We start from the raw sequence: 24,861 nt of genomic DNA, 5'->3' as shown, positions 1-24,861 counted from the left end.
GGCCCCGGGCCTTGGAGATACGGGCCAGGTCCTGGAGGATGTAGAAGTTCTTGGCCCGCGACATCTCCACGATGGGCAGGTCGACCCCGGCCTCGTCCAGCATCACCTGCGTCGTCCGGTCGGGCTCCCAGAACGGGATCCACTCCAGCGAGTCCGCGACCTCCGGGTACCGCTGTGTGAGGTCCAGGTAGGCGAACCAGGAGTACGGGCTGCGCAGCGAGAAGTACCAGCGCGGCGGCTTCTTGACTCTGGGCATGGCGGAACTGCTCCCTTGGCTTGTCTGGGTGGGACGGAAGGCGTCAGATGGTGATGCCGCCGTCGATCTGGAAGACGGCACCGGTCACGTACGAGGAGCGGTCGGAGACCAGGTACGAGACGAGGTCGGCGACCTCCTCGGCCGTGCCGAGGCGACGCAGCGGAATGGCGTCCAGCGCACGCTTCCTGACCTGGTCACCGAGCCCCGCCGTCATGTCCGTCTCGATGAAACCGGGGGCGACCACGTTGGCGCGGATGCCGTAGCGTCCGGCCTCCTTGGCCAGGGACCGGGAGAAACCGATGATTCCCGCCTTGGAGGCGGCGTAGTTGCTCTGCGTCGCGTTGCCGTACACGCCGGCTACGGAGGAGATGTTGACGACGCTCCCGGACTTCCGCTTCATCATCTCGAAGATGACGGAACGGCAGACGTTGTAGACGCCGTCCAGGTTCACCTGCAGGACGGCGTCCCAGTCCTCGTCCGGCATCATCAGCAGCGGGTTGTCCCTGGTGATGCCCGCCGAGGTCACTGCGGCTTCGATCGGGCCGAGGGCGTCCTGGACGTCCCCGACGAAGGAGCGCACGGACGCGCCGTCGGAGACGTCCGCCCGGACCGCGAGGGCCTTGCCGCCCAGTTCCTGGACATCTTTCTCCAGCCGGCGAGCGGCCTCCTCGCTGGACTGGTAGCAGAAGCCCACGTCGTAGCCGTCCTGTGCCAGACGCAGTACCACGGCGCGTCCGATTCCCCGCGACCCGCCGCTGACGACGGCGACCCTGGGTTCGTTGTTCTCCATGACCGACTCTCCTCGGTGCGCTACGAAACGGATGTGGCCCCGGCGGACGGCCGCAGCAGGTCTCCGGGACGGAACGCCATGACCATGCGGGTGAAGGTGACGGCCGGTTCGCCGTCGATCGTGGTGCGACCGTCGAAGATCACCGTGTCGCTGAGCGCCCGGAAGAGCTGCACGCGGTGCTCCAGGACGTCGCCCGGCAGCGCGGCACGGTGGAAGGTGACGCCCGACATCGCACCCGCGAGCATGACCTGGTCGCCGGCGAGCGCCTCCTCGGACCCGTGCAGGGCGAGGAGTCCCGCGGCCTGTCCCCAGGACTCCACCAGCAGGGACGGCGGGTAGGCGAACTCCTCCGGTCCGGCGTCCTCGCCGAGCCGCTGGTAGCAGGGCTCGTTGCAGGTGATCGCCTTGACCGCGACGATCCGCTCCCCCGGCACCAGTTCGAGCACACGGTCGACCATGAGCATGGGGAAACGGTGCGGCAGTGCGCGCCGCACCTCGTATGCCTCCATCACAGGGAGCCTTCCTGCCGGTAACGCAGCCTGACCACCGCGGAGCCGCCCCGTCCGGTGGACGCGGTCGCCGCGTAGGTCCAGCCGCCCCGGACCTGCTTCCAGTCGGCGGCGACGGTCAGCACGTCCCCGGGGAACACGGGACCGGTGAACCGCGCCGACTCCAGGGCCGCGAGCCCGAGGCCGGGGCCCGGCGCCGTGGCCAGGGCCGCGCGGTGCACGCAGTCCACGACGCACACCCCGGGGAAGATGGGGAAGCCGGGGTAGTGCCCGGCGAACACGGGCTCGGACTCGTCGATCGTGAAGCGCACCTCGACCCGCGGGACCGTGTCCGGGTCACCGGTGCCCTCCGCCGTGACGACCTGCGGGCCGGCCAGCACCGGGCCGGCGACCGGACCGCTCACAGGGCCGGTATCTTCCGGTCGAGGAGCTGATGGGCCTGCCGCAGGGAGGTCACCTGGCGGAGCTCGCTCTCGCTGAACTTGACCCCGAACCGCTTCTCCAGCACCACGACGACCTCCAGGGCCATGAGGGAGTCGACCTCGAGGTCCGCCATGAAGTCGGCGTCGTCGGTGACGTCCGCGGCATCGGCGTCAAGGATCTCCGCGACGATGCCGCGCAGCTCGTCCAGGCTCGGCATCACAGTCGCGGCGGCGTCCTGCGGGGTTACGGACATGGGAATCCTCATTCGTCAGTAGTGGTTTCGGATCGGTGGCGTTCCGGCAGGACGGCCGGCGGAGCGGGGGTGCCGTCACGCTGTGGGGGTCCCGCCGGCCGAAGTCCTCTCGTCACAGCACCCGGAGCACCGCACAGGCCAGGGCGCCGTCGCGGTCCACCGACGTCACCAAGGCGGCCCGGCCCCGGGCCTGCGGGTCCTCCTCGGCCGCGGTGAGCACCGAGGCCAGCTGCAGCGCGCCGGTCGCCGCGGCCGTGTCTCCGAGGAACTGGCCCGGCCGCCGCACGGGCAGCGCCCCGAGGACGGCGTCGAGCGCGGCCTCCTCCTGCTGCCCGAGCAGGCCGGCGGGGCGCGAGGCGGAGACGGCCCACACGTCCTGCGTGGTCACGCCGGCCCGGCGCAGCGCCCGCCCCACTGTGGTGGCCAGTGCGTCGGCCGGCCCGGCGGGACCGGCCACACCCGACTCGACGGCGAGCACCTCCGCCATTCCCTCGCCTTCGGAGACCGCGTCGGCGGGGCGCAGGCGGAGCACGGCGCAGCCCTCGCCGAGGACCGTGTCGCCCTCGTCCGGCCGACGGGTGTGCCACTCGAGCCACGAGCGTGCCGACGAGTACTCCTCGGCGGCTCCGCACAGAACGGTTCGGGCGCGGCCGGAGGCGAACAGGCGCCGAGCGTAGTTGAGTGCCACGAGCCCCGACGAACGGCCGGCGGCGACCGTCGTGTTCGGCCCCTTCAGCCCGAACCAGATGGCGCACTGGCCCGCTGGGCAGTTCATGATGGCGTTCGGGATGTGGGAGGGGTCGATGTAGAACGGCTTCTCGTGGACCAGGGTGTCGCGCGTGATGTCCATCATGCTCTGGGCGCTGCCGGTGGTCGTGCCGAGCACGAGCCCCACGCCCTCGCCGGACTCCGGTTCACCGCCGCCCTCGCTGAGCAGTTCGCGCACGGCCGTCACGGCCAGGCCCGTCACCCGGTCCATCGACCTGGTGCCCTTGCGGCCGAGGACGTCCTTGATCACGAAGTCCGGGACCAGGTGGGCCCGGGTGTCCGCTCCGTCCCATTGCTCGCCGCTCAGCACCGTCTCCGTGCACGCTCCTGTGCGGGACCCCGTCACGAACGCGTCCCGGCCGATGCCGTAGGGCGAGACGGCCGACCAGCCCGTGATGACCGGCCCCCGCCGCACCGTGAATGTCGCGCTCACCGTCGCATCACCCCTTCGTCTCCCGCCTCGTGCCGTCAGGCCGTCGGCGCGTCTTGGCCGGCCAGGGCGGCCAGGACCCGGTCATCGAACGTGACCAGGCGTCCCTCGCTGCCGTTCTCCACCACGCCGTAGGCGTGGGTGATGGTCCCCGTCGAGGTCTGCACCAGATGCCCGTCGCGCACCACGTACGTGTCGAGGCGGGAGGTGTACAGGAGGTTCTTGAAGATGTCCTCGACCGTGTAGACCACGTACAGGTCCTCCTCCAGGAGGGCCTCGTCCAGCAGCGTGACCCGCGAGTGGGTGACGGCGGGAATCCAGTTCCGCTCCGCGAGCAGCCCACGGATGGAGATGCCGCGGGCGTCCACGAAGCGGTGCTTGGCCTCCTCCAGCAGACGCAGGTAGCCGGACATCTGCAGCCGGTCGAAGAAGTGGACGTAGGGGTAGGGGATGCGGAACTTCCAGCCGTAGGCGTTCCGCCCGGCGGTCAGCTGCTCGAGAACCGCGTCCGTCTCGGCACACCCGCCGGAGAGCAGGGCGGTACCGCTGACGTCGGGGACGGCGGGGCCGGGCTCCGCGCCACCGATCCTGGCGGTCACGAAATCCTCCAGGCCCTCCGGCACCGGCAGCCGGCGCAGCATGCGCACGTCGTTGTCGTCCAGCCTCAGCTGCACCGAGACCTTGGAGACGACGGCCTTCTTCGGCGCGCCGTCCCGCTCGACGGTGATGGTCACCTTGAAGGACAGCGCGTCAGCTCCGTCCTTCGTGATCGGAACGACTGCGATCGACGCCTGGTCGTCCACCATGAGCGCGGTCTGCAGCCTGGAGTCGATGTCGGTCACGTCGAAGCCGAGTCCGTGCTGCTCGTAGAGGCGTCCGACGGGCAGCCCGCTGCGCCGGAAGTGCTCGATCACCGCCTTCTCGACCAGATAGTTGACATGTTTGAACCCGATGATGGTGCCGATGTTGGCACCCTCGTATCCCGGGCTGAGCTCCACCGTGGTCGTCTCGTCGAGCAGTGACTTGACGGAGGTTTCCGGCATGGAACGATCCTTTGCTGTCATGCGGCGGTTCGCGGGGGCACCGATGCGTCGGGCAGGTCTTCGAGGAACGCGCCGACCACGTCGGCGAACTGCTGGGCCCGCTCGGCCATGGGGTAGTGGCCACACCCGGCGAAGAGGTGCAGCCGTGCGGTCGGCAGGTCGGCTGCGAGCAGCTCGCCCTCCCGGGTGGCGACGTCCTCGCTGCCGCAGACCACCAGGCTGGGAAACGTGATCAGGTCAGTGCGCAGCCACGGTGTGCGCAGGTAGGAATCACAGAAACGCAGCCATCCGTAGGCGCCGACCCGCTCGCAGACCCGCTCGGCCATCCGGTGGCGCAGGTCGGCGTCGATCCGCTCTCCCGAGCGGGTTCGGATGCCCTCCGACATGATGTGCAGGAACTGGCCCTGCATCTCCGCCATGGTGTCCCAGGGGAAGTCGTCGGGGCTGCGGCGGTAAAACGGCGAGACGAACACGATGCCGCGCAAGCCGTACCGGGCGGCGACGTCGTCCCCCGCTGCGGCACGCGCGCTGAGGAAGGCCAGTAGCAGGTTGGCGGAGAAGGAGTGCGCGACCACCACATCGGCTCCGCCGGGCACCAGGCCGAGGGCCGCCTCCAGCCAGTCGGGCTGCTTCGCGGCCCGGCTCCACGGCAGCACGTGGTCGCCGCGCCAGGGCAGGTCGGCCGTCCAGACCTCCAGGCCCTCCGGCAGCCGGGTCCACGCCTCCTCCCACACGGAACCGCTGCTGGCCAGGCCGTGGAGCAGCAGCAGGCGGGTGTGGGCCGTACCGGAGCTGGAGCGGCGCCCGACCAGCAGGGGCACAGGCGCCGAGGACCGCGGGACCTGCTCGGGAGCTTGCGTGGAGGTCACCGGACGCCTCCGGGGGGCAGCAGGGTCAGGCCGGCCGTGGCGTCGTCGCCGTCATGCCCCGCGAGGGCGTAGACGGGTCCCGCGCCGCCGCGCGCGAACCAGCCGACGGCGCCGGCACACTGCAGCACCCCGAGCACCGCGGACAACTCGCCCCATCGGTCGCCGAGTTCGTGGCACACGGTGTCCGCACCGAGCACGGGCGAGCCCTCCACCACGTCGCCGCCGGGGCCGAAACAGGCGCCGGGCGGGTTCTGCTGCCGCTCGCCGAGGCGGCGCAGGCACTCCTGGACGCCATGTACGCGCAGTGCGGGACCCAGGACGGCCCGGCGGTCGGCACCACGCATGACGGCGACGGCCTGGTTCTCCACCACGAGGGCGGCGGCCCCGTCGACGACCCGGTCGGCACCGGTCAGCCGGCGCACCACGGCGTTGTCCGGCTCGGTGGCGACCACCAGCGCGCGGTCGGCCCGGCGGGCGCCGATGACGCCCGTGGCCCAGCGCACCGCGTCCAGGCCGGATGTCGGGCCGTTGCACACCATCAGGTTCGGGCCACGGAGCCCGTACTTGATCGCCAGGGTCGAGGCGATGACGTTGCTGGACGCGTTCGGCGTGTCCATCGGGCTGATCCCGGAGGTTGCGCCCTCTGCCGCGATCGTCTCCGTGACCGAGCAGACGGTGTCCGCGTTGCCGTAGTTGGAGGCGACCAGGACCGCGATGGTCTCACCGGGGACGGTGAGCCCTTCGGGGCCGAGGAGTCCGGCGTCCCGCAGGGCCTCGTGCGCGCACACCAGGGCGAGCTGGGTGGCGCGGTCCTTGTACCGCAGCCCCTTGTTGCCGACGCGGGCCGCCGGCGAGACCGGCTCGGCGTCGGCCGGGGCGGAATCGATCAGGTCCTCGGGGGACATGGCGCCCGGGACGGCGAGTCCCACCCCGGTGACCGCGGTGCTCACACGGATGCTCATCGCGCCGCCTCCACCAGGGCGACGGCGTTGATCCCGCCGAACCCGAAGGCGTCGATCTGGGCGAGCGTCACCTCGGACGCCGCCGTCTCGTCCCGGACGAGGCGGAAGCCGTCGGTCTCCAGTGCGGCCTCACCGAGCCCGGTGAGGGGCGGTACCCGGCCCTCACGCATCGCGTGCAGCGCCACGATCAGGCTGAGCAGGCCCGAGGCGCCGGAGGTGTGCCCGGTCATCGACTTGATTCCCGTCATCAGGGGCGAGCCGACGTGCTCGCCGAACACCTCGGCGAGGGCGGTGGCTTCCGCGGCGTCGTTCAGGGGGGTGCCGGTGCCGTGAACCATGACGAGGTCCACGTCCTGCGGTTTGACGCCCGCCCGGTGGTGGGCGTCGGTGACGGCGCGTGCGATGCCCTCCGGATCGGGTGCGGTGGCGTGGTAGGCGTCGCAGTTCACGGCGACGCCACGGACGAAGCCCCGGGCGTCGCGGCCGGTCGCCTCTCTCTGGAGCACTACGGCCGCCGCCCCCTCACCCATGACGGTTCCCTTGCGTTCCCGGTCGAAGGGGCGCAGCCGGTCGGGAGGGTCGAGCTGCAGCCGGTCCGAGAGACCGAACATGCTCTCGGTGATCACGTCCACGCCGGCCACGACGACGGTGTCGGCGTCACCCAGTTCGAGGAGGTCGGTGCCGAGGGCGAGCGCGTAGAGCGACGCCGAGCAGGCGTTGGAGATGGTGTGGGTGTCGTCCGCGCCGAAGCGCCGGCGCAGCGCGGTCCCGAAGTGCATGCCGGCGGAGTCGAAGGACTGTCCGTCCCGCCACCACAGCTCCAGCGAGCGCAGCTCTCGCAATCCGGTGCCGATCAGTACCGGCAAGGCGGACAGATCCTCCTCCCGTCCCGCGTCGCGCAGCGCCTGGCCGACGGCGTCGAGGAGCAGAGCGGTGGCGCGTCCTGTGACGTCCATTCCGGGCGCGGGACGGTTGTCGACCTCGTAGAGCCGGTCGGCGTTGTACCAGGAGCGGTTGAAACCGCGGAGCCTACCGAGCCCGCTGCGGCCGGCGCACAGGGCGGCGAAAAGCTCGTCCGGGTCGGATCCGATGCTGGTGACCGCGCCGACCCCGGTCACCGGCCAGCGGCTCACCGCTGCTCCTCGTACTTGCCCAGCATGACGACGGCGTTGTTCCCGCCGAATGCCAGGCCGTTGTTCTGCACGACGCGCAGGTCGGCCGCGACCGCCTGGTTCGGCACGCAGTCCACCTCGCACTCGGGGTCGGTGGTGAAGTGGTTGATCGTCGGAGGGATGAAGCCGTGCACGATCGCGAGGGAGCAGGCGATGGCGGCCAGGGCGCTGGCCGCACCCATGGTGTGGCCGAGCATCGACTTGATGGAGACCGTGCGCGGGGGCGTGTCTCCGTAGACGCTGCGGATGGCCCTGGCCTCGGTGATGTCGTTGGCCTTGGTGCCGGTTCCGTGCGCCGAGATGAGGTCCACCTGGTCCGGTTCGATACCGGCGTTCTCGAGGGCCAGTTCCATGCAGCGGGCGACGCTTTGCTGGTTGGGTGCGACCTGATGGTAGGCATCGCAGTTGAGGCCGTATCCGAGGACTTCGGCGTAGATGCGCGCGCCCCGTGCCAGGGCGGACTCCAGGCTCTCCAGCACAAGAATCCCCGCGCCCTCGCCGGTGAGGATGCCCTTGCGGTCGACGTCGAAGGGCTGGCACAGCTCAGGGGCGATGGTGCCGAGCCGGTAGAAGCCGGCGAATGTCTTGCGGCACATGGCGTCCGCGCCACCGCACAGTGCGAAGTTGACCTCGCCGGTCCGCACGGCGTCGTATCCGTAACCGATGGCGTAGTTGCCAGCGGCGCATGCCGTCGGGATGGTGATGGCCTCCACATCCGTCAGTCCAAGTTCATGGGCGATGGCTGCGGACAGGCGCCCGGCGCGGATGCGCCGGGCGATGGTGGAGTCCATGTGCTCGGGGCCACGTGCCAACCGGCTCTCCACGAGGTGGTCCAGGTCGAAGGACTCTCCGTCAGTGGTGCCGACCGAGATGAGACCGCGCTGCTCGCGCAGCTCTTCGACCTGGAGGCCCGCATCGTCGATGGCCATGCATGCTGCCGCAACGGAGAACTGGCTGGCCCTGCCGAGCTCCGCCGCGTCGAGCGCGGTGATCCACTTCTCCGGATGAAAGTCTACGATCTCACAGCCGTTGGCGTGTGCGAATCCCTCGGTGTCGAATGCGGTGATCGGCTTTGCTCCGCTGCGCCCCACGCGCAGTCCTTCGGCGAATTCAGCGGCACCCACTCCGATACTGGAGAAGACGCCGAATCCGGTCAGGACGACGCGGTGGCTCGCAGTGGTTGTTCCGCCGTTCGCAAGGGTTGTCATCAAGTCTCCAACCGGGTCTCGGCACGGACGAAGCGGCGAATGGTTAAACCGCTGCCTTCTGGGCCTCCGCCACGACGTCGTAGACGCCCCGCAGATTGACCATGCGAGCCAGCTCGGACTGCTCGATCACGATCTTGAACTCCTTCTCGAGAGAAGCCAGGATCTCGATGGCGCGCAGCGAGTCGGCGTCGTGGTCCTCACGGAAGAGGCTGGTGTCGGTGACCTCGTCCTCCTCCAGCTCAAGGATTTCGCAGACGATTTCCTTCACCTTGGTGGCATCCTCGGCGGTGATGGCAGTCATGGGTAATCAGCCTCTCTTCGTGTGCGGCATTCAATCGGAGGACGCGCGCACCTGATGGGTGGCAGAGTCAAGGAGAACCAGCCGGGCCGAATCAGGTGTGTGCAGGAAATTCTGGTGAGCACCAGAATGGCTTCCCAGCGAATTTCAGGAAGCTGCCACCATCAGTTGGCCAAGACGCCGGGAGATGTCTGTCAAGGTGGCGTCGCGTTCGGAAATGAGGTAGAAGTGCCCGCCCGGCATGACAGTGAGGTCGAAGGGGCCTGCGCTCACCTCTGACCAACGGCGCACGGCGTCCGGGGCGGCTCCCGTATCCTCTTCACCGGCATAGGCCGCAAGCGGGCACCGCACGGGCACCGGTTCCGTCGCACGATAGGTGCCGGCGATCCGGAAGTCGGCTCGCAACGGCGGCAACAGAATCTCCCGCAGGGAGGGATCCTCCAGGAGGGCGGCGCCGAAGCCGCCGAGGCGGCGGACTTCCTCCAGCACGCCCTCGTCGTCCAGCAGGTGAACTGTCCGAGGGGTTACCAGGTGCGGGGCCTCGCGCGCGGAGACGAAGAGCCCCGCGACCGCGCCAGGGTGGGACGACTCCAGCCGGAGCGTCACCTCGTAGGCGACAGAGGCCCCCATGCTGTGGCCGAACAGAGCCACCGGCCCGTCCAGAAAGTCCGTCAACTCTTCTGCCACCGCGTCCGCCAGCGCCTCCAGGCTGGTCAGGCACGGCTCGGCGATGCGCTCCTGCCGCCCCGGGTAGCGGGTGGCCAGCACCTCGACCCCGGCGCCGAGCGTCCGCTCCCAGGTTTGGAAGAAGGTAGCGGCGCCGCCCGCGTGAGGTAGGCACACCAAACGCAGCCGCACCGGCCCGGGCGACGGGTGCAGCCGAAACCACAGGGACGGACTCGGGCCGCTCACTGCCATCGGCTTCTCCTTCAGAGGGAACAGCGCACCCGGTCACCGAGGCTCCCGGTCGTCGTGGCCCCCTCGCTGCGCCCTCGGTGGACGCTGTGGCTTCCCCGGGCGCTGTCGAACACGTCGTGCGGCATGCGCTCGGGGAGGCGCCGGTGGCGGGACGGGGGAGGCCCGCCACCGGGCTGTACCGCAGGACGCCCTTGCTCGGCCGCGGGCGTCGTCCGCGCCCCGTGGAGTGGCACGTCGCTCTCCGAATGGCCAGCGCGTCCTGCGGTGTGCCGCAGTTCTATCCGCTCCGGCAGAACGGTCTCAATGGCGGTGCAGGAAGGTGCCAGGGGCGCCCGTCCTGTCGGCCGGCCGTGGTCATCCGCAGGCGCGCCGCATTGCCGGAGGCTGCCACCGGTCCGGTGCGGCGGCCCCCAGCTCCTGTGCCGCGTCAAGTACATAGGAGCGCAGTAGCCGGTCGGGCACGTCGGGCAGTCGCGTGCGCGCACCGACGAGCGCCAGGGCGGCCACGGGCCGGCCCTGGCCGGTCCACACCGGTACGGCGAACACCGCTTGGCCCTCGTGGACGTCGTCGAAGCCATGGGCCCATCCGGTCCTGCGCACCCGCGCGAGATGCTGGGCCGTGAACCGCGCCCCGCACAGTCCCTCGTAGAGTTCCTCGGCACTCCGCCAGGCGAGCAGGACCTGGCAGATCGGCCCGGCCTTGGCCGGGCGGGCGGTGCCGACCGGCAGCGTCTCCACGCCGGTGACCGGGTCCACGGAGGCCGCCACGCACACGTGGACACCCTTGTGGAGCCGGTGCAGACGGGCGTCGAACGAGCTGCGCTCCCTGAGGTCCGCGAGCACCCGGTGGGCGACGTGAGCCATCCGGTCGTGATGGGCTTCCACCGCTAGGCGCTCAAGCCGGGGGCCGGGGGCAAACCACCCGCGGCCGTCCCGGGAAAGCAGGTTCAGCCGCTCCATGGCGACAGCGAGGCGGTACACAGTCGGCCGAGCCAGACCGCTGCGTCTGACCAGCTCCGGCAGTCCGGCGGGCCGCTGCTCGACGAGGTCAAGGATGATCGAGGCCTTGTCGAGGACGCCAACGCCGCTGTGCGGAGACGGCCGGGCAGTGGCACTCACGTCCGTACGCCCGACAGGGCGTCTAGGGCTGCCGGGCAGTCGACTGACCACACCTCGACGTCCGGTGCGATACGGCGGATCAGGCCGGCCAGGGTTCGCCCGGGACCGATCTCGACCAGCCGGCGGCAGCCAAGCGCACCGGTCAGGGTGCCGACGCACCGTTCCCATAGCACCGGCGCGATCAGCTGCCGGACGGCGAGTCCTGACCAGTCGCCGTCATCAGCGTGAACCGTGGCGTCGACGTTGGCGACGACCGGAAACCGTGCGCCGGTGAAGGCAGCGTTCTGCAGCGCCATGCCCAGTTCTTCGATGGCCGGTGCCATGTAGGGGCTGTGGAAGGCGCCTCCCGTCTGCAGGGCGAACGCCTTGGCCCCGATGGACCGGGAGCGTTCGGCGATCCCCGCCATGGCCTCCGGCGAGCCGGACACCACGGTTTGGCCGGGGGCATTGACGTTGGCGATCCAGGCGTCCCCGACCGACTCCCGCACCTGCCGGGTCAGTTCCTCGACCTCCGCGAACGGTGCGCCCACCAACGCGTACATCGCGCCCGGCCGTGCCTCGGCCGCGGCCCGCATTGCCCTGCCGCGGGCCGCGACCAGTGCGATCGCGTCCAGCGGTGTCAGGACACCGGCGCAGGCGAGTGCCGTGTACTCGCCGAGGCTATGCCCAGCGCAGGCGGTGGGGCCGGGTTCGAGCAGCCCGCGCCGCTCGGCCTCGGCATGGGCGACCAACGACACCGTGAACACGGCGAGCTGGGCAAGATCGGTGCGCCGCAGCCGCTCGGCGGACGTTCTGAGTAGCAGGTCCTCGAGGTCTTCACCGGCGGCCTCCGACATCCGGGCCACCAGCGCCCACGAGGGAGTTTCCCGCCAAGGTTCCCCCATCCCTTGTTTCTGCGTCCCCTGGCCCGGGAATACCAGGCCGACTGGTAAATCACTCATGGGTAACCTGCTTTCTGAACCGCCCCCGTCGGGGAGTGCGCAAATCCGCCCTTCATCGAACGAGGCATGCACAGGGGTAGCAACGCGCAGTGCAGGAAGGTGTCAAGGGCCCGGCCCTGCGGCCATGGAAGGCCAACCGGGCACGCGCGGGTTGCCCGCCCGTCAGCAAGCTGCCACGCGGCCTGCCGTCTTGCTCGCTTCCGTCACGCACCGCGACAGCGCCGTCGGCCACCGTGACCGGGGTGGCTGGACAGTGCACACTTGAGAATCCCTTCGGCGCTCCGCGTCTACGTTGGCCGAGTGTCAACACAAGTCGCGGAACCCCCATGGCACGATCACACCGCGTCCCTCGACGATGCCGGGGTCACAGGTGAGACCGCCAGTGCCACGGGTGTCTGGTATTGGCGCGTCACCGCACAAAGCCCCAGTCCCGCGGACTGGGCGCTGCTCGGAGAAGCTGAGCGCCACCGGGCGAAGCGCATGCGCGGCGAGCGGTCCGTCGCCGAGTACGTCAACTGCAGGGCCACCGTCCGCAGGTTGCTGGCGCGACTTCTGGGTGTGGATCCCGTCGGTGTGCCTATGGGACGCCGGCCCTGCCCCGGGTGCGGCAGCCCCGAACACGGTCCGCCCGCCGTGCTGCTGCCCGGAGGACCGCTGCTCAGTATTTCCCACTCGGAGGGCCTCGGCATGCTGGCGGTCTCCCCTGGCCCCGTGGGGGTGGACGTCGAGGCATTGCGCGACGTTCGGGTGACGGAACTGGCCGGTGCCGCTCTCACCGCGGCGGAGCAGCAGGTGGTGCTGGGCACGCCGGAGCCGCGACGTGCCCGTGCCTTCCTGCGCTGCTGGACCCGCAAAGAGGCCGTGCTCAAGGCAGTCGGCATCGGAATCACCACGTCCCTGACGACCTTGGAGACTTCGGCGGCCGAGCCGGGCCCGGTCGTGGTGACCACCGACATCGCCTCCTCGGGTCCCGTTCAGTGGCGGGTCAGCGATGTCTCGGTCCCACAGGGCTGGGTCGCCTTCCTGGCGCTGCTCGCAACCGCCGACGAGGCTGTCACCGTCCAGGCGGCCTGAGGCGCCAGCTGGGCCCCGGGACGGGCCCGATCACGGGCCGACGCCGGCCCTTGGACGGCCGACGTCGGTGGAGTGTGGCCTCCCGGAGATGCTGGACACCACAGCCGTGAAGGAGCCGGCGCACCGAATCGGCCGGGCGCAGGTGCAGGAGGCGCTGATCGCGATTGGTACTGCGGCGGCTGCGCGACGGGTTCACTGACGAGGTGGCAGCTCGCGAACTCGGTGTTCCTGTCCGGACCTACCGGCGGTACGTGGCCGAGATCATGACACTGCTGGGTGCCGAATCCCGTTTCCAGGCCGGCGTATACGCGGCGGCCCTGGGGATGTTGTCGCCCCCGACGCACTGACGGTTACGTGACAGCGACGTCCGTCCCTCCCGGATCTGTCCTCGACTGCCGGTCTGCGGTCGGGCGACGGCTGGCAGCAACCTGCCGCCGACGTTGTCCGCCGTGGCGAGGTCGACCAGCCTCGAAGAGCGTCGGGGCCGAACCGGTTCTGACCCGACACCTGTACCCGCAGGCAACCGATCCGGTTTGGGAGTTCGCCCATGGTCCCGCCCGTGAGTGCCGGTGCAAGCCGGTGACATCCGACACGATGTCCGCCGTCTCCCCGCGGCTCGGCTCCAAAGCGATGCTGCAGAAGCTGCGCGACGGCCGGGGCCCACACTGGGGACCGGCTGACCGGAGTACGGAGGAAAGGCTCGGCGCCGGACTCGAAGCGGTGGAGAGCGAGCTTCAGCACACCGTGTCGTACCTCGGCGATCCCCGCATCGCCGAGCTCACCGGTCATATCGCGGCCGCCGGTGGGAAGCGGCTTCGCCCGCTTCTGGTGCTGCTAGCCGCCGAGTTCGGCCAATCACAGCGAAGGGCCGTCACCGGCGTCGCGGTCATCATGGAGCTCATCCACATCGCGTCCCTCTACCACGACGACGTGATGGACGCTGCCGCGACGCGGCGTGGAGTGATCAGTGCCAACACCCGCTGGGGCAACCGGCAGGCCGTGCGCGGCGGGGACTGGCTGCTGGCACGCGCCGCACAACGCGCCGCAGACATCGGGGCTGAGGCGGTATACCACCACTCCCGAGCCGCCGTCCGCCTAGTCGAGGGGCAGATGCGCGAACTCGTAGGCCCCGCATCCGGCGAGGACCCAGTGGAGTACTACTTCGAGGTCATCGTCGGCAAAACGGCCGAGTTGCTGGCCACGTCGCTGAGCCTCGGTGCGTTCTACGCGAACGCGTCGGCCGGGTACGACGCGGCTCTGCGCGCGTACGGAATGGGCCTCGGCGCCGCCTTCCAGATTGCTGACGACCTGATGGACCTGCTGTCGCCTGCCGAGGCGACCGGGAAGGAACAGGGCACTGATTTGCGGGCCGGGGTGCTGAGCCTCCCCGTACTGCTCGCCCGTGCCGACTGCTCCGCGCAGGGGGCTGAACTGCGCGCGCTGGTGGGGACGGGCCCGGTCACCGACCGCTGGGCGCACCGCCGAGCCCTGGAACTGTTCCCGAGATCGCCGGCCGTCGACCAGACCAGGACGATTATGCGGGCGCACGTCTCGCGTGCTCGTGCTGCCCTCGCGTCCCTGCCGCAGATACCCGCGCGCACCGCGCTCAACGTGCTGTGTGACATCGTGCTCGACCAGACCTGTGAGGGGACGCAGCCGCACACCGGCAGGCAGGGCCCGGGGGCACCGTGACAGCAACGTGACACGCAACGGCTGCGGATCCGTGCGAGCAGCGAAGAGTGCCGGCAGTGACCCGTAAGAGAGGTGCTCGTACCCCAGCGAACGTCACCCACTGGTATGTCGGCCAACGTCCGCGACAGCCGCTTACGGGAAGGTCAGTGCGCCGGGACCGACCGCGGGGAGAAGCTACGACCGGCCTACGGCCGAACCGACCTGCCGTCAACCGACACCACCACCGGATTCGACGAACTACCGGTAACCTGCGGCGTCCGCGATCACCGCGGCGTCCTTCGCGTCGGTCTTCGCCTCGCCCGGGTAGAGATCGGCGATTCACCGCATCGACAGGCCGGGCAGGTAGGCGACCTTGCAGCCGGCGTCCCGGGCGGCGTCAGGGGCAGGGCTCCGATGGAGGCGGGCTGGTCCACGATCACCAGCACGGTGCCGGACTTCGCGGCCAGCTTGTCGAAGACGGCTCGCAGCTTCGGCTCGCCGTTGGGCAGCTGCTTGTCGAAGATCTTCTTGCCGGCCGGGGTGAGGCCGTGCCCGTGATGGGCGCTCTTGCCGATGTCCAGGCCGAGGAAGACGCCCACGTCGTCGATGTCGTCCAACCCATCCTGCCGAACGGGGTTCGTGCGGTGCTGGCCAGGGCGTTGGCGTCGTATGCGCGCATCCACGTTATGCAGACCTGCCGCCCGCAAGCGGCCAGGCATTGCACCAGGCCAGGCGGTGGTCGGACCTCTCATCAGCGTCACCAACGGCGCCTCCCAGGCCCGGTCCCCCCCCCAGGTCATTCGTTCGACAGGGGGAAACAGTCATGCCGGGCCCGGAGGCCAGCGGCCCTCTTGCAAGACCGCGGAAAACCTAACCGGGGAGGTAGCGCGAGCCGTTCGAGGGCGGCAGTGATCTCGCCGGTCCAGGGCGAGCGCCGGGTGAGGCGGAGAATCCTGCGTCGGCCGGTGGTGACAAGCTGGGCGGCGGCGGAGAACAGACGGAACCGCAGGCCGCAAGGTCCCCAGAGTCGGGCCAGCAGGTCGAGGGCGAACTGGATGATCTCGAGCCAGACCTTGTTCTGGGCTGTGGTGTGCAGGGGCAGGTTGCGCAGGCCGGTGGCGCGGGCGGCCCGGATGCGGTCCTCAGCCCTGGCCCGCAGCCAGTGACGGAGCTCGAAAGCGGCGATCGGCCGGTCAGGGGTGTCGGTCGCGAAGCACGTGATCCGCATGCCGTCCGCGTCCGTGACCCTCAACTGGGCGCTAGGATGCGGCCGTTCCTTGCGGGACGATCAGTCGCATGCCTTTGGGCCAACCGTTGAGCAGCGTGCCGTGAGCTCGGCGACCCAGGCCCCGTCATGGGCCTACCCGACATCATCCAATCACGTTCACTAGCTGCCAGCCGTTTCCCGACGGCACGGTCTCTGCCCTAGCCGCGCGTCAGCATTCCGAAGGCGGTAACAACCCCAGTGCCGCTGCGTACACGCCGGCCTGGAAGCGGGATTTGGCACCCAGCAGCATCATGATCTCGGCTACGTACCGCCGGTAGGTACGGACGGAGACACCGAGTTCTCGGGCTGCGACCTCATCGGTGACTCCGTTGCGCAGGCTCTGCAGTACCTCTTGCACGGTGTTGGTTCTCTCCCAATCATCGATGTGCTCGGTCAAGATGGTGGCGGTGCCCCAGATGTTGGAGTAGAAGTCGCGCACGACCTGCAGCACGGTGCTGGCCCGTACGAGGGAGGCACGGGACGTTCCCGGGGAACCCACGCTCAGGAGGGTTACGGAGCCGTCGACTATGACCGCGCAAAGAGCTGGCATGGGGGCCGCGCGTACCTCCCATCCGCAGTCAGCGGACCTGACCTCGCGCACGAACCTCGCCTCCACCGCGGCCGGATCACACAACAATCGAGTGCGCAGCGACCTGCCGCGCGCCGCCAGCGCAGCGCGTAACGCGGCGTACACACCCTGCGAGAACCCCGCGTCGGTACTCAGCGCCACGTCGAGTGAGCCCGACGCAGCCTCGACCAGGGGCTTGATCGCTGATACCGCTTCCTCTTGCGCGAGTTGCTGCACCGAGGTGTCGCGGGAAAGACGTCGACGGTGTCTTACCACCGTGGACTCGATGAGCGCGCGCAGCTCCAGGAGCTCTCGCACGACTTCGTCGTGTGTCTGCCTGCGGTGGTCACCTGCGGTAACATTCAAAGGACGGTATGACTCTGGGTCATAAGCGTTCGATCCCCGCACAGTACCTCTCCCCGTAAATTCCATCCTGTGCAGCTCAGTGCTGTCGCGGAAGCAGCCCCAGTTCAACGGTGCGGACTCCCGCTTGGAACCTGGACTCAGCGCCGATGTCACGCATGAGTTGCGCCACGTGCCGCCGGTAGGTCCGAAGCGAAACGGTCATGTCGCTCGCCGCCACCGCGTCGGTGTGTCCTGCCCTGAGGCACATCAGAACCCTCCGCATCACATCGCTGCTCAGCCGTTCTCGTATGTGCAAGTGCTCGGGGATCGGACGCCCCGTTCGCCATACGTTGGCGTAGAACAGGTCGAGTGCCTTGGCCGCGGCCAGGTCCGTAACCAGCGTGGCCGATTCATCGTTTGCGGACTGGCTGGACCAGGTGAAAGCGTTACTCCCGTCGACGATCAGGACTTCGTGCAGCTCGCCTCCTGAAACTCGTACCTCCGCCCGGCTGGTGCACTGCGCCAGATCCTTCACGACCGTGCTGTCGAGCACCTCCGGACGGCAGAGGAAGCGTAAGGCCACTGCGGCCGGCCGATTCCGTCGATTCCATTCGGAGACCGCTGCCAGGACCGCGTCAGTTTTCGGACCGCCGTGCAGCAGAGCGACACTGATGCCATACTTGGCACTGCCGATCAGGTCTGCGACGGTCTCCATGAACGTGCCACCGTCCTCCCCGACCATGATGAGGGGGCGCGGTCGCTCCGCGGAACGATGGGTGGTCACCACAGAGTCGACTGCAGCGTACGCTTCGAGCAGCGCCTTCTCGACGGTATCCGCAGAAATGCCCGTACTGGCTCTCCGTGCGATGGGTGGCGCACAAGCGTCCTTGCCTTGGGCCCCGATCCCTTCGGGCACTGCGAGTTTTTGCACCATTTTTCCCCCATCAAATGGAAAGACTCGGCATGGCGACTTTCGACCGATCCGTGCAGTGACGCGACGTCGCGCACCAGGAAAGGATCAGCGAATCGAAATCGACGCTAACTCGGCCAAGGCGAATGGTCAAGTAATCAGTTCTCACAGCAACGGTCGAGGTGATGCTCGATGAGCACATAAGTCCAAGCCTCGGTCACATCCGTACCGCTCAGTAGTTCAAGGGTGTAGCAATTGATGGCAGTCGGCCCCACGGAAGTAGCCGGATCCCGGCAACGTGTCATCGAATTTCCCGGCGGCGATACTCCTTCCGTAGATATCGGAGACCAAGGTCACACAGGATGCCTCATGCGTCGGACCTGTAACTCGACATACTCACCTGTTATCCTCCTTGCTCTTACCTCCTGCCGTCCCTGGGAGCGGTCTGTATTCATCCCGGGGTTCGTTGGCTGGATGGTGCGAGGATCGACGACTTCGCCTGGAGCTCCGACGGCGTAGGGGCCGTTGGGCCGGCTGTCGCGGTCGTGTGGGAGCAGGAGAATACGTCCGGGGGTGCAGACCGCCATTGGGGTCAGGTTCGACCTGGTCGTCGAGTACGGCGTGGCATGGGGTTTCATCGATGGCCTGGCGGACGTAGTGGAGTCTGCCGGGGTCTTCCAGCCACACCACGTCCTGCTCCGGGGAGATCTCGCTTGCGGCCAACAGTGAACGGCCTCTGTGGTGTCGGGGCAGTGCGCAGAATTCCTTTTCGTTCCGGGGGGGTCAGGTTAATATGCCGTCACCCGCCTCATTCCTGGTCGTCGCCGAGACGGGTGTGTCCGACGGGCGGCGCCCCCATGCCAAGATGGTCAATTGCGGGATGTACGCGAAACTCCTCGGCACGCCCACCGCTCAGGCGCCATCCGCGATCACCGTCGTCCCGGCCGCAGCGGCCGGCAGCTCCGACTCCCGCCAGACGTGGGCATCGGCCTTGTTTTCGGGTACCGGCCGAGCCGAGGCGAGGACCAGGCGGGTGTCAGCGTCGATGATGGCCCGCACGTTAGCCGAGAAGCGGTAGTTGCGGGAGGAGGCGCCGACCTGCCGGTCGCGGACGGGAATGAGGGTGCCATCCACGATCCACAAGCGCTCGACACCCGCCACCGGGCGGGGCGCCGGCTCGAGCGCGAGTAACGGCCGCAGGCGCTGGATGCCCCGGCAGACCGTCGCCGAAGAGATCCCGAACAGCGGCGCGAGCTGCCGCATCGTGAGGTTCGTGCGGTAGTACACCACCAGCAGAACCCGGTCCGCCAGGGGCAGGCACCACGGCCGGCCACCACCGGGCCCGTTCCCACCCCGTTCCCGCACCACCTACCAGCCTCGCGAACCGGCCCATACGCAAGCCCATGATTCCCGACCCACACCGGCTCAGCCCTCAACACCCCACCCATACAGGCGAAAAGCCCGAAACCGAGCCTTCTGCAACGCCCTTCAAGGACTGTTCCGCAAGTTCGAAGCCGTTGGACTTGCGTCCGCATTGCACCTAATTCCACCACTGGGCGCCCGCGCGGCAAATCAGTGTAAAACGGTCCACATTGGCCGCCCTATACGGCCCTCAAGCCGGTCTGTCGTGGCCACAGCTATACGTGCGCCACAGTGCCCGCACCGATCGGCCAGCCCGGCGGTCACCAGCTTGACAACACCAAAGCGGCTTCGCGCTGATCAGCAGCACATCCTGCGTTCGACGGCGCTTGCACCGCGATGTTCCCCACCCAGGGGGAGAACCGCGTAGTCCGTGGCGGCCCCGTGGCAACGATGCCTCCAGGAGCAACGCCTAGATGGTGGGCCAAGTACGGTCGTGCTCAGGCTGCACGGTGGTTTCGACGAGTACTACATAGCTTCCACCTAGGGACGTCACTGATGGCTGCTGCGCCTGTTGTCGCAGTGATACAGGCGTTCTCGTGCCCTGTTGGCGATCCTGTGCATGCCCCTTCGGGTCCTGTTCACCTGCTCGGAGATGTCGGCCATCACCTGCATTGATTCGCCGAAACGGCCCAGAAGGTCGGAGGTGGAAGGGACCCACGTGCCCTCTGGTGCGTGATGTTCGGCGATCTTCTTGCAGGTTGCGAGGAGATCCGTCATGAGAAGGTGGAATTGAACCAGGTCTTGGTGGGTGAAGTCACTGTCGGTCAGTCGCGGCGGATTCCGCACAGTCGGCGCACACATACGCGAGTCTCCAATCGTGGTTGAAAGGCGAACGGTGCTGGAACGGCTAGCTCCGTCACTGACGGTCCGTCGCCAGATCGTGCACCAACCGAGCCCTCAGTGTCAACGATCGTTTTCAGCTAGGAAACGATAGTTGAAGGTTTGCCGTCCGCCGCTTGGCCATCAGGCTGGCGGCCTGGCTCCCTGCGACAAGGGCCGCCCGTCACGGCCGGCTGCAGCCATCCGCCGCCAGCAGACCGGGCTTGAGGAGATGCTGGTGCCTGAAACTAGGCGATAAACGATCGTTGATTTCGAGGCAAGGTGCCGATAGCGTGCCGTGGCACACGCCAGTCAGATCATCGCCCCTTCTCGGAGTGAGTCCGTGGACCCTGTCCCTCCACTGCCAGTGACGCTCGACCGTCTTCAAGCGCTCATCCACGAGCAGGGGCTGGAGGTCTCGCAGCTACTCGACCCCAGGCGTCTGGCCGCAAGGACGGCTCTGTCCGAGGACACCGTCCGCATTCTGCTGCGAGGAGGTGAGCCGACCACGGACACCGTCAACGAGCGGGTCCGCGCCCGCATCAAGGCGCTCGCCGATGCGCACATGGCAAGGACTGGCAAGCCCATGTCGGATCTCGCCGGCAGAATCTCTGAGCAGTTGGGCGTCTCCGCGTTCTGGGCGCGGAAGGTTTGCTCCGGTGAGAAGGTTCCCAGCGTAGAGTTGCTGCACGGCTTGGTGGGCTTCTTTGGGGTTGAGGGAGGCGAAGCGTACTTCACCGCTCCTGCCTCGGAGGCATTGAACCGGGTGCTGGTACCAGTCCTCGCCACGCTGCAGCCGACCCCAGAAGGGCCGCCAGCCGATCCGGTGACGGAAGCGTTGTCGAAGTTCGACGACGTGCGTGGCATCGCCCTGCGGCAGGCACGCGACCTTCCGCAGGAACGTTGGCACGTACTCAGCGCAACTCTGCAGGCCCTGCTGGAACTCGACGACAAAGAGCACTGATGAGGACCGGTCCCAGGGCGATGCGTAGGCTAAGCGCCTGCCTCGTCGGAAAGATCCACCCGCCAGCCGAGAACGAGGATGTCATTCATCCCATAGGCCAGGCGCTCAGCCAGGTACGAGGCAGACGGGTTCGGCTGCGCAATGCGGCATTCCCACCGTCAACGGCCAGCGGGTTGTGGGTGGACCGGGCAAGCCACGATCTGATCGTCTACGAGGCGAACACCGACCTCGAACACCAGCTGGTGATCATCGGCCACGAGGCCTGGCACATGTTCCAAGGCCACGGCAGCAGCGTTGCAGACCGCGAGGTTGTCGCGGCCCGCGCGGGAGGAGGCAAGGCCGCAAACACACTGGCGGAACTTGTAGCCCTCATCTCCGCAGCGGCCGACACTGACCTGCCTCCCCACGCACGCATGGACGTTGAGTTCCATTTCGCTGCCCGCGCCGATGCCCGGAAGGTCGATGAGGAGGTCGAAGCGGATCGCTTCGGATTCCGGTTCGCCACGGACGTGCAGGCCGCCTTGGCAGACACCCGTGCTCCGGTTGATCTGCAGAACCTCGCCGGGCGTATCCAGGCATCAATGGCACATCGTTTCCGCCAGACGTGATGGCGCCGTCCGAACCCACGTCCGCGACACCAACTGCCGAGGAGCGAAGCAGCAAGGTGACATCCGGCCCGAGCAATCAAGGCTTTTACATCTGCGGAATCATTCTTTTTCTCGTCTGTGCTTTGAAGATCCCGGCGCTCGTCCGCAGGCGGCAAGACACGTTGTTACGTGCGGCATGCGCCTTGCTCTTCGCCGCAGGATGCCAGATGATCCTCGCCGCACCGGACTCCATCACCAGTCTCAACCGGGCCACCGGAATAGCAAATGTCGCCGCCCCTGTAGTCTACGCAGTGACGACCGCGTTCGCCGGAGCCAGTCTTCTTCTGATCATCAACTGGCGGCCGGCGCCCCCGGAGCAGACACGGCGGTTCTCTCGCTTATGTGTGATGGCATACACTTTGGTCGTCATAGCCATCACCGTCTTGTTCTGGGCGGGGAACGCTCCTGTCGAGCAGGTCACTCTGTTCGATGTCTACTACGCCAACACGCCCTACATACGTGAGTTGATCGTCACCTACTTGGTGGCACAGGGCGTGGCCATGATGGCTGCTAGCACGCTGTGTTGGCGTTGGTCGAAGGGAGTGCACGGGTCACTGAAAGCCGGGCTGCGCGTTCTCGCCCCCGCTTACCTGGCCATCGTGTGTTACGACGTCATAAGGCTTGTAGCAGTCGCTGCCCGATGGATGGGCCAGGACCTGGATTTCCTGGTCGACAAGGTCTCGGTCCGTCTTGCCGCCCCGGTCGCTGTGCTTGGCGCCATCGGGTTCGCCCTTCCTCTGGCGGGGCCTCGTGTGACAGAAACGGCGCGGGCCGTACAGCAGTTGCGGCAGCTCTCTCCGCTGTGGAGGGCCTTACGCCAGGTGCCTACTCCTGGTGCGATTCGTGCCTCGCTGCCGTGGTGGCGGACCCCGCCGGCCGTACTCCTCACCGGACGCAAAACTGCCCTGTATGACACCATCCTGGCCCTGAGCCCGTACTTCGACCCTGACGTCCGCGAGGCCGCATATCAGGCAGCGCTTGACAAGTGTGCGGACGAGGCCTGCGCCGCGGTCGCCGCTGAGGCTGTCATGATCCTTATCGCCCGCGACCGACAACGCACCGGCCTCGAGCGACCACAGGACTTGACACACACACCAGCACGACGCCGGCATGACCTGATTGCCCTGTCTCGTGCGCTCACCTCCCCCATACTGCCTGCCCTTTTGAATCACATTGGTGTCCTGAAGAAAGCAGCCCGTCATGAGTGAACTCCCGCGCCGCGAGCCCGTCCGTGCAGTCGTCATCGGGGGCAGCATGGCCGGCATGCTGGCCACAGCCGCCGTCAAGGACCATGTCGACGCCGTAGAGATCGTCGAGGCACACAATCTGCCCGAGGGACCCGAGCCGCGCGCCGGTGTTCCCCAGGCCATCCACATTCACGTGCTGCAGACCGGCGGCGCCGAGGCGATCGAAACTCTTCTTCCCGGCAGCATCGCCCTTCTTCTGGCCGCTGGCGGCCACCGTATACCGGTGACCACCAACATGGTCATCTGCTCTCCTGAGGGCTGGTACCGGCGCTGGCAGCGCAGTACCCACTATGTGATCGCCGCAAGCCGGGATCTGACCGACTTCGTCGTCCGAGAGCAAGTCCTCAAAGACCCCCGAGTTCGTGTGCGGACGCATACCAGAGTTGTCGGGCTGCTCGGCGACAGCCGCCACGTCACGGGCGTACGTGTGCGCGCCGGCGACGGTCCAGAAGACGAGTTGCGCGCCGACCTGGTTATCGACGCATCCGGACGGTCAACGCGCACGCCTCAGTGGCTCGTCCGGCTGGGCGTCGGGGGGATTACGCAGGACGAGATCGACTCTGGCCTGGCTTATGCGAGCCGCATCTATCGCGCTCCTGTCCCCACAGACAACTGGCCCATGATCGGTGTGCAGGCCGACCCGCGTCTGCCGCAGCCCGGCAACGCAGGCGCCATCCTTCCGATCGAGGGTGACCGATGGCACGTCAGCCTGATGGGCGCCCCGGGCGGGCAACCCACCCGTGATGCGGACGCCTTCGAACCTTTCGCACGCACTTTGCGCCACCCCGTTCTGGCTGACCTCCTCGCACACGCCGAACCGCTGACCGACGTCAGCATCACTCACAGCACCACCAACCGGCGCTACTACTACGAGAAGCTCACCCGCTGGCCTGAGGGCTTTGTGGCACTGGGGGACTCGGCTGCAGTCTTCAACCCTGTATACGCGCAAGGGATATCGGTCGCGGCACAAGGCGCCGTCGCGCTGCGCGAGCTGCTCTCCCACGGCCTCGCCACAGGGCTCGCCCGCCGCGCCCAACGAGCCATCGCCCGCCCCATAGACAGCGCATGGGCCCTTGCCACAGGGCAGGACGTCCACTTCCCGACTACGCAAGGCAAGGGCCCCACCGTCACCGATCGCCTCCTACGCCGCTACGTCAGTCGCCTGTCCCGGACCGCAACGGGTTCCTTCCACGCCGCCACGGCGCTGACCGATGTACTCGCTCTTCAGACACCGCCCACCACACTCGCCAAACCAAGCCTGCTGCTAACGGCCCTCCTCGGCCCCCTCCGCCCGCCACTCGACCGCCCTCCGTTCACCCCAGCCGAGCGCGACCTGCTCAAAAGTGCCGTCAAACCCGAACAGCTGAAGGCGTAAAAGTATTCGAAACGCTGTTTGGTGGGATCGCTCGTTGAGCCGTGCCTGACTGATGTGGTGGAGCGGTTGGCGCCGCCGGCCCGGCCTACCGTCTACGGGCGCGTTCCCCAGTGGAGCCGGGTCCGGGTGTGGGTCAGGCGGCACCGCGTCATCCTGGACGGACTCAGCGCGCGGAGGAACTGGACCGCGCAGCATCAGGCCGCCCTGAAGTCCGAGAACAACGAAGTGGCCGACCCGGTCATGCACGGTCGCGTAGGCGTGAACTGGTCCAGACCGGCCTTGGTGTCCCGAAACATCAACACCCGGCCGTCACGCGCGACGATCTCGGTCGCGGTCGTGTACTGATCGGTGATGTGGACGTTCACTGGTCCGCTTCACACGGGGTGCGGGCCATCATTCTGGTTCGCGGACGCGGTCGGCGTCTGCGACGGAAGAGGGGATTTGCGTGCGTCACTCACTGCGTCTTGCCGTGGCAGCGGCCTTAGCGGCTTGTCTGACCAGCACTCTGGTGGCTGTATCAGGCGGCCAGGCCGTCGCCGCCGGCTCCAAGCTGGCCGACGACTTCAACGGCGACGGATACCGCGACCTGGCCA

Annotated in this window: 25 protein-coding genes and 6 pseudogenes; 8 read left to right on the top strand and 23 right to left on the bottom strand. The window is 68.1% G+C overall.

Annotation, left to right across the window (positions count from 1 at the left end):
- The 16 genes and pseudogenes from IE312_RS43220 to IE312_RS34840 all read right to left on the bottom strand — a co-directional run.
- Positions 1 to 256, bottom strand: a pseudogene (locus IE312_RS43220) (isomerase); the annotation flags it as partial.
- 43 nt (positions 257 to 299) lie between these two features.
- Complete coding sequence (gene fabG / locus IE312_RS34905) at positions 300 to 1,046, bottom strand: 3-oxoacyl-[acyl-carrier-protein] reductase (RefSeq protein WP_189986253.1); 747 nt, start codon at positions 1,044 to 1,046, stop codon at positions 300 to 302.
- Between the two features lie 20 nt (positions 1,047 to 1,066).
- Positions 1,067 to 1,555 carry a 3-hydroxyacyl-ACP dehydratase FabZ family protein gene (locus IE312_RS34900; protein WP_189986252.1) on the bottom strand — a complete coding sequence of 163 codons (489 nt, stop codon included), beginning with the start codon at positions 1,553 to 1,555 and terminating at the stop codon, positions 1,067 to 1,069.
- Positions 1,555 to 1,959: a 3-hydroxyacyl-ACP dehydratase FabZ family protein gene (locus IE312_RS34895; RefSeq protein ID WP_189986249.1), complete on the bottom strand. Its 405-nt coding sequence runs from the start codon at positions 1,957 to 1,959 to the stop codon at positions 1,555 to 1,557. The genes IE312_RS34900 and IE312_RS34895 overlap by 1 nt, the downstream gene beginning before the upstream one ends.
- On the bottom strand, positions 1,956 to 2,231 hold the full coding sequence (locus IE312_RS34890) for an acyl carrier protein (protein WP_229900800.1): 276 nt from the start codon (positions 2,229 to 2,231) through the stop codon (positions 1,956 to 1,958). Before IE312_RS34890 ends, IE312_RS34895 begins: the two co-directional genes overlap by 4 nt.
- A gap of 112 nt (positions 2,232 to 2,343) precedes the next feature.
- Positions 2,344 to 3,432, bottom strand: coding sequence for a beta-ketoacyl synthase N-terminal-like domain-containing protein (locus IE312_RS34885; RefSeq protein ID WP_229900799.1), 1,089 nt, complete (start codon positions 3,430 to 3,432; stop codon positions 2,344 to 2,346).
- A gap of 35 nt (positions 3,433 to 3,467) precedes the next feature.
- Positions 3,468 to 4,472, bottom strand: coding sequence for an acyl-CoA thioesterase family protein (locus IE312_RS34880; protein WP_229900798.1), 1,005 nt, complete (start codon positions 4,470 to 4,472; stop codon positions 3,468 to 3,470).
- A gap of 17 nt (positions 4,473 to 4,489) precedes the next feature.
- Positions 4,490 to 5,341, bottom strand: coding sequence for an alpha/beta fold hydrolase (locus tag IE312_RS34875; RefSeq protein WP_189986246.1), 852 nt, complete (start codon positions 5,339 to 5,341; stop codon positions 4,490 to 4,492).
- Positions 5,338 to 6,303: a beta-ketoacyl synthase N-terminal-like domain-containing protein gene (locus tag IE312_RS34870; RefSeq protein ID WP_229900797.1), complete on the bottom strand. Its 966-nt coding sequence runs from the start codon at positions 6,301 to 6,303 to the stop codon at positions 5,338 to 5,340. Before IE312_RS34870 ends, IE312_RS34875 begins: the two co-directional genes overlap by 4 nt.
- The gene (locus tag IE312_RS34865) at positions 6,300 to 7,436 is read right to left on the bottom strand and encodes a beta-ketoacyl synthase N-terminal-like domain-containing protein (protein WP_189986245.1); all 1,137 of its coding nucleotides are present in this window, start codon (positions 7,434 to 7,436) and stop codon (positions 6,300 to 6,302) included. Before IE312_RS34865 ends, IE312_RS34870 begins: the two co-directional genes overlap by 4 nt.
- Positions 7,433 to 8,683, bottom strand: a complete 1,251-nt coding sequence (locus IE312_RS34860; protein WP_189986244.1) for a beta-ketoacyl-[acyl-carrier-protein] synthase family protein — start codon at positions 8,681 to 8,683, stop codon at positions 7,433 to 7,435. Before IE312_RS34860 ends, IE312_RS34865 begins: the two co-directional genes overlap by 4 nt.
- Before the next feature lie 43 nt (positions 8,684 to 8,726).
- Complete coding sequence (locus IE312_RS34855; RefSeq protein WP_189986242.1) at positions 8,727 to 8,984, bottom strand: acyl carrier protein; 258 nt, start codon at positions 8,982 to 8,984, stop codon at positions 8,727 to 8,729.
- Between the two features lie 144 nt (positions 8,985 to 9,128).
- Positions 9,129 to 9,899: a thioesterase II family protein gene (locus IE312_RS34850; RefSeq protein WP_189986240.1), complete on the bottom strand. Its 771-nt coding sequence runs from the start codon at positions 9,897 to 9,899 to the stop codon at positions 9,129 to 9,131.
- Positions 9,900 to 10,253: 354 nt separating this feature from the next.
- The gene (locus tag IE312_RS34845; RefSeq protein WP_229900804.1) at positions 10,254 to 10,763 is read right to left on the bottom strand and encodes an IclR family transcriptional regulator domain-containing protein; all 510 of its coding nucleotides are present in this window, start codon (positions 10,761 to 10,763) and stop codon (positions 10,254 to 10,256) included.
- Positions 10,764 to 10,838: 75 nt separating this feature from the next.
- Positions 10,839 to 11,018 (bottom strand): annotated as a pseudogene (locus tag IE312_RS43215) (helix-turn-helix domain-containing protein); the annotation flags it as partial.
- Positions 11,015 to 11,959, bottom strand: a complete 945-nt coding sequence (locus IE312_RS34840) for an ACP S-malonyltransferase (protein ID WP_189986262.1) — start codon at positions 11,957 to 11,959, stop codon at positions 11,015 to 11,017. The gene IE312_RS34840 and the pseudogene IE312_RS43215, both read right to left, overlap by 4 nt.
- Before the next feature lie 711 nt (positions 11,960 to 12,670).
- Here IE312_RS34840 and IE312_RS43210 point away from each other — a divergent pair.
- The 3 genes and pseudogenes from IE312_RS43210 to IE312_RS34825 all read left to right on the top strand — a co-directional run bounded on the left by IE312_RS43210 (position 12,671) and on the right by IE312_RS34825 (position 14,725).
- Positions 12,671 to 13,033 (top strand): 4'-phosphopantetheinyl transferase family protein, encoded by a 363-nt coding sequence (locus tag IE312_RS43210; RefSeq protein WP_229900796.1) that lies wholly within the window; start codon positions 12,671 to 12,673, stop codon positions 13,031 to 13,033.
- A 167-nt stretch (positions 13,034 to 13,200) separates the two neighbouring features.
- A pseudogene (locus tag IE312_RS34830) lies at positions 13,201 to 13,380 on the top strand (helix-turn-helix domain-containing protein); the annotation flags it as partial.
- A gap of 247 nt (positions 13,381 to 13,627) precedes the next feature.
- Positions 13,628 to 14,725 carry a polyprenyl synthetase family protein gene (locus tag IE312_RS34825; protein ID WP_189986260.1) on the top strand — a complete coding sequence of 366 codons (1,098 nt, stop codon included), beginning with the start codon at positions 13,628 to 13,630 and terminating at the stop codon, positions 14,723 to 14,725.
- Positions 14,726 to 14,974: 249 nt separating this feature from the next.
- On the opposite strand, the pseudogene IE312_RS34820 reads toward IE312_RS34825, so the two are convergent.
- The 7 genes and pseudogenes from IE312_RS34820 to IE312_RS34795 form a co-directional block, all read right to left on the bottom strand.
- Positions 14,975 to 15,321: pseudogene (locus tag IE312_RS34820) on the bottom strand (IS110 family transposase); the annotation flags it as partial.
- Between the two features lie 251 nt (positions 15,322 to 15,572).
- Positions 15,573 to 16,058, bottom strand: a pseudogene (locus IE312_RS34815) (transposase); the annotation flags it as partial.
- Positions 16,059 to 16,140: 82 nt separating this feature from the next.
- Positions 16,141 to 16,857 (bottom strand): helix-turn-helix transcriptional regulator, encoded by a 717-nt coding sequence (locus tag IE312_RS34810; protein WP_189986234.1) that lies wholly within the window; start codon positions 16,855 to 16,857, stop codon positions 16,141 to 16,143.
- 124 nt (positions 16,858 to 16,981) lie between these two features.
- Entirely contained in the window at positions 16,982 to 17,818 is an 837-nt protein-coding gene (locus tag IE312_RS34805) for a helix-turn-helix domain-containing protein (protein WP_189986232.1), read from the bottom strand.
- A 329-nt stretch (positions 17,819 to 18,147) separates the two neighbouring features.
- Entirely contained in the window at positions 18,148 to 18,381 is a 234-nt protein-coding gene (locus IE312_RS43205; protein WP_229900795.1) for a DUF6009 family protein, read from the bottom strand.
- 328 nt (positions 18,382 to 18,709) lie between these two features.
- Positions 18,710 to 19,242, bottom strand: a pseudogene (locus tag IE312_RS34800) (transposase family protein); the annotation flags it as partial.
- A 463-nt stretch (positions 19,243 to 19,705) separates the two neighbouring features.
- Positions 19,706 to 19,933, bottom strand: a complete 228-nt coding sequence (locus tag IE312_RS34795; RefSeq protein WP_229900794.1) for a hypothetical protein — start codon at positions 19,931 to 19,933, stop codon at positions 19,706 to 19,708.
- Between the two features lie 469 nt (positions 19,934 to 20,402).
- Between IE312_RS34795 and IE312_RS34790 the strand changes: the two genes are divergently transcribed.
- The 5 genes from IE312_RS34790 to IE312_RS34770 all read left to right on the top strand — a co-directional run bounded on the left by IE312_RS34790 (position 20,403) and on the right by IE312_RS34770 (position 24,613).
- A complete protein-coding gene (locus IE312_RS34790; RefSeq protein WP_189986230.1) occupies positions 20,403 to 20,999 on the top strand; it encodes a hypothetical protein in 597 nt (198 codons plus the stop codon).
- A gap of 179 nt (positions 21,000 to 21,178) precedes the next feature.
- Positions 21,179 to 21,607 (top strand): hypothetical protein, encoded by a 429-nt coding sequence (locus IE312_RS34785; protein ID WP_189986228.1) that lies wholly within the window; start codon positions 21,179 to 21,181, stop codon positions 21,605 to 21,607.
- A 56-nt stretch (positions 21,608 to 21,663) separates the two neighbouring features.
- Positions 21,664 to 22,854: an MAB_1171c family putative transporter gene (locus IE312_RS34780; protein WP_189986226.1), complete on the top strand. Its 1,191-nt coding sequence runs from the start codon at positions 21,664 to 21,666 to the stop codon at positions 22,852 to 22,854.
- A complete protein-coding gene (locus tag IE312_RS34775) occupies positions 22,847 to 24,268 on the top strand; it encodes an FAD-dependent monooxygenase (RefSeq protein ID WP_189986225.1) in 1,422 nt (473 codons plus the stop codon). Before IE312_RS34780 ends, IE312_RS34775 begins: the two co-directional genes overlap by 8 nt.
- A gap of 18 nt (positions 24,269 to 24,286) precedes the next feature.
- Positions 24,287 to 24,613 carry a hypothetical protein gene (locus IE312_RS34770; RefSeq protein WP_189986224.1) on the top strand — a complete coding sequence of 109 codons (327 nt, stop codon included), beginning with the start codon at positions 24,287 to 24,289 and terminating at the stop codon, positions 24,611 to 24,613.
- The last annotated feature ends 248 nt before the right edge of the window (positions 24,614 to 24,861 follow it).

The sequence above is a fragment of the Streptomyces capoamus genome (assembly GCF_014654935.1).
GTDB lineage: Bacteria > Actinomycetota > Actinomycetes > Streptomycetales > Streptomycetaceae > Streptomyces > Streptomyces capoamus.
Note: the sequence above shows the minus strand (reverse complement) of the source record. Positions and strands in the feature narration are given on the sequence as shown.